General features: G+C 60.0%; 1 protein-coding gene. It reads left to right on the top strand.

Going from position 1 to position 1,191, the window contains the following annotated elements; all coding sequences use genetic code 11:
• Positions 1–1,100, top strand: a 1,100-nt coding sequence (gene ltrA, locus ACSQ25_RS25940; protein WP_436108619.1) for a group II intron reverse transcriptase/maturase, incomplete at its 5' end; no start/stop codon positions are given.
• Positions 1,101–1,191 lie beyond the last annotated feature (91 nt).

The following is a 1,191-nucleotide window of genomic DNA, read 5'->3' as shown; positions in this document are numbered from 1 at the left end:
CCCTCATCAGGCAGCAACTGATGAATGGCACGTACCGGCCCATGCCGGTACGGCGCGTGGGCATTCCGAAGCCAGATGGAAGCGAACGTGAACTGGGGATACCCACCGTGACCGACCGTCTGATTCAGCAGGCACTATTGCAGGTGCTGCAACCGCTGATCGATCCCACCTTTAGTGAGCACAGCCACGGATTCCGGCCCGGCCGGCGTGCGCGTGATGCCGTGCTTGCAGCACAGCAGTACGTGCAGGAAGGCTACCGCACAGTGGTCGACGTCGATCTGTCGAAGTTCTTTGATCGGGTCAACCACGACATCCTGATCGACCGCCTAAGGAAACGTGTGCACGACGCTGGAATCATCCGGCTGGTGCGCGCCTACCTGAACGCGGGCATCATGGATGGCGGCATGGTGGTCGAGCGGAGCGAAGGGACGCCGCAAGGCGGTCCGCTCTCGCCGCTATTGGCCAATGTGCTTCTCGACGAGGTGGATCGGTTGCTGGAACGACAGGGACACCGCTTTGCCCGCTATGCCGATGACTGCAATGTATATGTGCGCAGCCAGAAGGCAGGCGAGCGGGTGATGGCCCTGCTCAAGCGCCAATACGACAAGCTGCACTTGAAGATCAATGAATCAAAGAGTGCGGTAGCCAGTGCGTTCGGCCGAAAATTTCTGGGCTATGCCCTATGGGCTGCCCCGAAAGGCGAGGTTAAACGCGCCGTGTCGAAGAAGGCATTGGAGACGTTCCGGCAGAAGATCAGGCAGCTTACTCGCCGGACTGGTGGACGCAGTATTCGCGAAGTAATTGAACGTCTGCGCTCTTACGTGTTGGGATGGAAAGGCTATTTCGGCTTGGCACAAACATCAGGCGTCCTGCGCAAGCTGGATGAATGGATGCGTCACCGAATGCGTGCGATTCATCTCAAGCATTGGAGGCGAGGCACGACAATCCACCGGGAGCTACTGAAGCTAGGGGCCAAACCGAACGTCGCGCTGCTGGTGGCCAGAAATGGCCGTCGCTGGTGGCACAACAGCCGACTCGCCCTGAACAACGTGCTGACGATTGCCTACTTCGACCGCCTTGGCATGCCTCGGCTCACTTAACCTCAACTACTCGAACCGCCCGGTGCGGACCCGCATGCCGGGTGGTGTGGGAGGGGCCCGGCCAGGCTCAATGGCCGCCCCTATCCCGATT

The sequence above is a fragment of the Massilia sp. LjRoot122 genome, from assembly GCF_964252725.1.
Taxonomy (GTDB): domain Bacteria; phylum Pseudomonadota; class Gammaproteobacteria; order Burkholderiales; family Burkholderiaceae_D; genus Telluria.
The sequence above is the reverse complement of the archived record's forward strand: the minus strand, read 5'-3'. Positions and strand labels throughout refer to the sequence as shown.